The sequence below is a fragment of the Pseudoalteromonas sp. APC 3694 genome, from assembly GCF_030407565.1.
Lineage (GTDB): Bacteria > Pseudomonadota > Gammaproteobacteria > Enterobacterales > Alteromonadaceae > Pseudoalteromonas > Pseudoalteromonas tetraodonis.
Genome location: NZ_JASDDE010000101.1, coordinates 1 through 5,637, shown reverse-complemented (window position 1 = coordinate 5,637; position 5,637 = coordinate 1). Strand labels below are relative to the sequence as shown.

Below are 5,637 nucleotides of genomic sequence, written 5' to 3'. Positions count from 1 at the left end.
GGTAAAGTGGCCTGACTTAAACAAACTGGTCTCCGATGAACTCGGGGCGATTCAGTTGAAATTAAAATGTTATTTATTACTCATTAGCTAATGGCTGCTTTCATTCAAGTAGTCAGTAGTTACTACTTAATACATTGCATTTAAGGTAAATTTGAAAACAAACTCAATTGGCTATTTTATAATTTTTAATTGCTTAAAAATGCCAACAATTAACAACGCACTTTTTATTTAAGGTAAACCAGATGATCAAAACACCTTGTTTTACTCAATTTAATTTGATTAGTATCATGTTTCTATTTTTATTAGCCGGTTGCTCAGAAAGTGAAGTCAGCACGCAAAAACAAAACGAACCACGTGCGGTTAAACTAATAACCATAGGTGATGAGTCGCAATCAAAAACGCTCACCTACCCAGCCACTATCGACACTATAAAGAGCTCAAAGCTTGCTTTTCAAGTTAGCGGAAAGCTAGAAACGCTTAACGTTATTGCCGCACAAAACGTAAAAAAAGGCGATGTAATAGCCGTATTGGAACAACGAAACTTTATTAATGAGGTTAAGTCGAGCAAAATTCAGTTTGAAACCGCCGACAATGATTACCAACGTGGTTTAAAGCTCGCTAAAGATGGGGTTATTTCACAACGAGATATAGAGCAACTAAAATCTAAAAAAGAAGTAGCTGAATCACAATATGACTCGGCGCAAAAAGCACTATCTGACAGTAAAATTATAGCGCCTTACGATGCCATTGTTGCTGAGGTGCCAGTAAAGCAGCTTGAAAACATAAGCGCAGGTCAACATGTTGTTACTTTATTTGGTAAAGGCGAAATGGAAGCGGTGGTAAATATTCCCGCGTCTATTGTGGCCACGGTTGACTCTAAGCAAAACAATGTAGCGTCAGTTATTTTACAAGATGTATCGACTCCCCCCATTCCAGCAACATTTAGACGTGCCAATTTAGAAGCTGACTCTGCGAGTCAAACTTTTGAAGTGCGATTTGCATTTGCTGTACCAAATAACCTTAATATATTGCCAGGTATGAATGCCAGTTTAAAACTTACACGTGAAGCCAGCTCAGCATCCACTCGTTTATTAGTGCCAACCTTTGCTATTTTTGAACAAAATGGTGAACACTTTGTATGGACGGTTGACGCTCAAACTATGCAAGCTTCTAAAACTCCCGTTACTATTGAAAATGGCATTGGAGAACAACTCATCGTCACTGACGGTTTAAGTGCTGGCGATGTAATTGTTGGTGCAGGTGCAAACTATGTAACTGAGGGTATGAAAGTACGTCCTTGGACTAAAGCATAGGAGCGCGGTAATGGATTTAGCAAAATGGACAATCAATAATAAATTAATTAGCACCATACTCATTATTTTAACTCTAGGGTTTGGTTTTTCATCCTATAAAAATATGGCGCGGTTTGAAGACCCCGAATTTATAATTCGCACCGCGCAAGTGTTTGTCTCGTACTCAGGTGCAAGCCCACTAGAAGTTGCAAAAGAGGTAACTGAGCCACTTGAACGTGCAATTCAAGAACTACAAGAAGTTGATACTATATCATCCACCTCATCTACAGGTTTATCTGAAATTAAAGTAGAGATTAAATCAGAGTTTTCCCCGACTAAATCTGAGTTGCAAGTTATTTGGACTAAGCTCAGAAACAAAATAAATGACACACGTCCAACATTACCGCCTGGTACTGGCACGCCACAAGTTTATGACGATTTTGGTGATGTGTATGGCTTGAGCTATTTAATAACCGCCGAAGGGTACTCACCCGACGAGTTACATGCCTACGCTAAAGATTTGCAAAGTGACATTTTACAAGTAGAGGGCGTAGCCAAAGTTGCTATGACAGGCGTGCAGCAAGAAGGCATATTTGTAGAAATAGCTCGTGAAGAGTTAGCCTCTTTAGGCGTGTCTATTAATAATATTTACGGCATTTTAGATGAGCAAAACGCTGTATTGAGCGCTGGTAACACTCAAATTGGCGATCAACGTATTTTTATCGACCCTACCGGAGAAATAAACTCCGTTGATACCATTAAAAATCTATTGGTTAGTGCCAGCGGTGAAGGTAAAACAATTTATCTTAAAGATATTGCTAATGTATACCGTGGCTTTCAAAGCCCTGCAACAAAATTAGTCCGCTATAACTCTAAACCTGCAATTTCACTTGGGGTTGCTAGTGTATTGGGTGCTAATGTGGTTAAAGTATTTGACCGCGTTGATGACAAAGTAAAACAAACTGAGAACCTCAGACCGCTGGGTATCACAGTTCATGAGTTTTACCACCAAGGTAAAGTAGTACAAGATTCAGTCGACAACTTTGTAGTGAATGTTTTAGTCGCGCTGGTGATTGTAATGGTTACCCTGCTGCTATTTATGGGGTTACGCTCAGGAATTATTATTGGCGCTGTGTTACTGCTAACCATTTTTGCCACCCTTGCTACCATGGATTTGAGCGGTATACCCATGCATCGAATTTCTCTTGGTGCGCTGATTATCGCGTTAGGAATGATGGTTGATAACGCCATTGTAGTTACCGAAGGGATTTTAGTTGGTACACAAAAAGGCCGTAAAAAGTTAGACATTGCCAGCGAAGTCGTCAAGCAAACTAAATGGCCACTACTGGGTGGTACCTTAGTAGGGATTGTTGCCTTTGCGCCTATTGGACTTGCCCCAGGTGATACCGCCGAATTTACCGGTCATTTATTCTGGGTTATTTTAATCTCTTTATTATACAGTTGGTTATTTGCCATTACCCTAACCCCCTTATTTTGTTATTGCTTGTTTAAAGAACAATATACCGATACTTCTGGCTCAGCAAAACCAAATAAACTCATGGCGTTATATCAGTCTGTTGTGGTTTCGGCATTGCATCACCGCTGGCTTAGTATTGCCATTGTGGTTGCCACTTTTAGTGTGTCTATATGGGGATTTCAATTTGTAAAATCAGGTTTTTTCCCAGCTTCTACTACACCGCAAATGGTGGTTGATTTTTGGCTACCACAAGGTACCGATATTGAAAAAACCAAAAAAGATATGCTCAAGTTAGAGGAATTTGTAAAGCAACAAAATGGCGTTGAAGGTATACAAACGCTTATTGGCGGCGGCGGGCTTCGCTACATGCTTATTTATGGTAGTGAGTCACCAAACAGTTCTTATGGGCAAATTTTAGCTAAAGTCGATGACTACAAAAAGCTAGATCAGCTTTTACCTACCGTACAAAATTACATTGACGATAACTTTGTCGATGCTCAAGGCAAAGCATGGCGCTTTATAATGGGCCCTGGTGGGGGCTCTAAAATAGAAGCCACATTTAAAGGCCCCGACCCAGATGTACTAAGAGAGCTAGCTGCACAAGCAAAAGGAATATTAATTGATGATGGCGGCGCTCTATCAATTAAAGATACATGGCGACAACGCATTAGTGTTATTGAGCCACAGTATTCTGCCATTAATGCGCAGCGCGCTGGTGTAACGCGTAAAGCGGTTGCTGAAGCCTTACAGCAAAATTTTTCGGGGCAAATCGTTGGGCAGTATCGTGAAGGTGAAGAGCTCATTCCTATTATTGTTAGAGCACCACAAGCTGAACGTGTCGACATAAACGATATTGGCAACATTCAAGTACAAAGCAATATCACTGGTGAAACACTGCCCCTTGCGCAAGTAACCAATGGGTTTAAAACCGTCTGGCGCGATGGTATTTTAAAGCGTGAAGACCGCGAATGGACTATAAAAACCCAAGCCGATCCACTACCAGGTGAACTAGCCTCAGAGTTATTTAATCGGGTAAGGCCTAAAATAGAAGCCATTGACCTACCTCAAGGGTATCGACTTGAATGGGATGGCGAATACGGACAATCGAAAGAATCTAACGAAATGCTGGCCTCAACTATTCCGCTGGGCTTTTTAGCCATGGTGCTGATTGTTATTGTGTTATTTAACGCTTTAAAACAACCAATTATTATTTGGCTTGTCGTGCCATTAGCCTTAATTGGTGTTGTTTTTGGACTGGTAACCACACAAATTCCACTAGAGTTTATGGGCATATTAGGATTGCTATCGCTCTCTGGTTTGTTAATTAAAAATGCCATTGTATTAGTAGATCAAATGGACATAGAAATTCGCCAAGGTAAAGCTGCATATAATGCCATTATCGATTCGGCAAATAGTCGGGTAAGACCGGTAATGATGGGCACACTGACCACGGTGTTAGGGGTTATTCCACTGTATTTTGATGCATTTTTCCAATCAATGTCTGTGGTTTTAGTGTTTGGATTACTGTTTGCTACCCTGCTGACTTTAATCGTGATACCCGTGCTATATGCTATTTTTATGAATGTTAAACAAAATCAGTAAGCGAGTAATTAAGCTCTAAATTGTAGGATTCGGTTAAACAATGTTCTGCTTTGACCGGATCCTTATTATACTTTAGTCAAAACTACAGTTAATTTAATAAACTTTATAGTAATTCTCATCCTTTATAATTATTATATAGTTACAAAATGTTTTCGTTTTGAAATTCAATAATAACACTTACTCCACGGATACTTTCATGCCAATAAAACGCTTACTGATCCTCTTTTTATCTTTAGCGTTTAGTGAAGCTGTTATTATGCTTTTTTTAGCCGCATTTGTTACCCAGTTTACCGGTGTTTGGCTTTCAGTAATATTAGATTCCAGCCTTATCGCGTTAGTAGCGATTGTCACTACCCTTTACTTATTTCGCGATAATGACTTTGTAACTCACCAAAAGCTCAGAACTGAGTTCCTTATTATAAAAATAGCTATGATTGTGTTCACTGTTGAAGCAATCATAATGTTTGCCTTTAATTTTGATGCTCTCATGTTAAAACAATGGCAAATCATGCTCATTGACGGCTTAATTTTAAGTAGCTTAAGTGTCTCGCTTATTTATTTATTCGTAATTAAATATGCTTTTTCATTAAACCAATCACATAACACACAAAAAAACACGACAAAACTGACTAGTTCATTGGCCTACTTTTGCTCTGCGGTATTGTTATATATCGCCTTATATATGTTTTACCAAAGCCAATTACAAACACGTATTAATAATGTTATACAACATGAAAAAAATGAATTAAAACAAGCAAAAAAAGCTTTTTTACAACAACTTAATCATGCCTCTCGTGACTTGCTGATTTTAAGAAACAATCATCATTTTAAAGATCATGACATTTTGAGTTCGGTCAATAGAGCTCAGCTAGAGCAAGACTATGCTAACTTTATTTCTATTAAAAACTTTTATACACAAATTCGAATTCTTGATCTAACAGGTAAGGAACTATTAAGGGTGCATAGAGACAAGCACAATGTTGCTATAGTCTCAGCAGAGCAGCTACAAGACAAAAGCCATCGTTACTATTTTAAACAGGCTATAAAAATGAACCCGTCAGCTATTTTTATTTCCCCATTAGATTTAAATTTTGAAAACGGTGAGATAGAACGCCCTTTCAAACCAATGATACGTTTAGCTTCTGTGCTAATGGGACCCAAAGGGACTAAAATAGGGTTACTTATCGTCAACCTTGAAGGAGCTCACTTACTTAACCTCAGATCTGCATAAGAATTAAAGCCGAGTCACTTTAATACTCGGCTTTT

The 5,637-nt window shown here is 38.7% G+C and carries 3 protein-coding genes; all 3 read left to right on the top strand.

Translation table 11 applies throughout. The annotated features are described in order from the left end of the window. Positions 1–242 precede the first annotated feature (242 nt). The 3 genes from QMA00_RS18395 (at position 243) to QMA00_RS18385 (ending at position 5,602) form a co-directional block, all read left to right on the top strand. Positions 243–1,313, top strand: a complete 1,071-nt coding sequence (locus QMA00_RS18395) for an efflux RND transporter periplasmic adaptor subunit (protein ID WP_076923262.1) — start codon at positions 243–245, stop codon at positions 1,311–1,313. A gap of 10 nt (positions 1,314–1,323) precedes the next feature. Next, entirely contained in the window at positions 1,324–4,371 is a 3,048-nt protein-coding gene (locus QMA00_RS18390; RefSeq protein WP_076923263.1) for an efflux RND transporter permease subunit, read from the top strand. Between the two features lie 196 nt (positions 4,372–4,567). After that, the gene (locus QMA00_RS18385; protein ID WP_175610076.1) at positions 4,568–5,602 is read left to right on the top strand and encodes a hypothetical protein; all 1,035 of its coding nucleotides are present in this window, start codon (positions 4,568–4,570) and stop codon (positions 5,600–5,602) included. Positions 5,603–5,637: the final 35 nt, after the last annotated feature.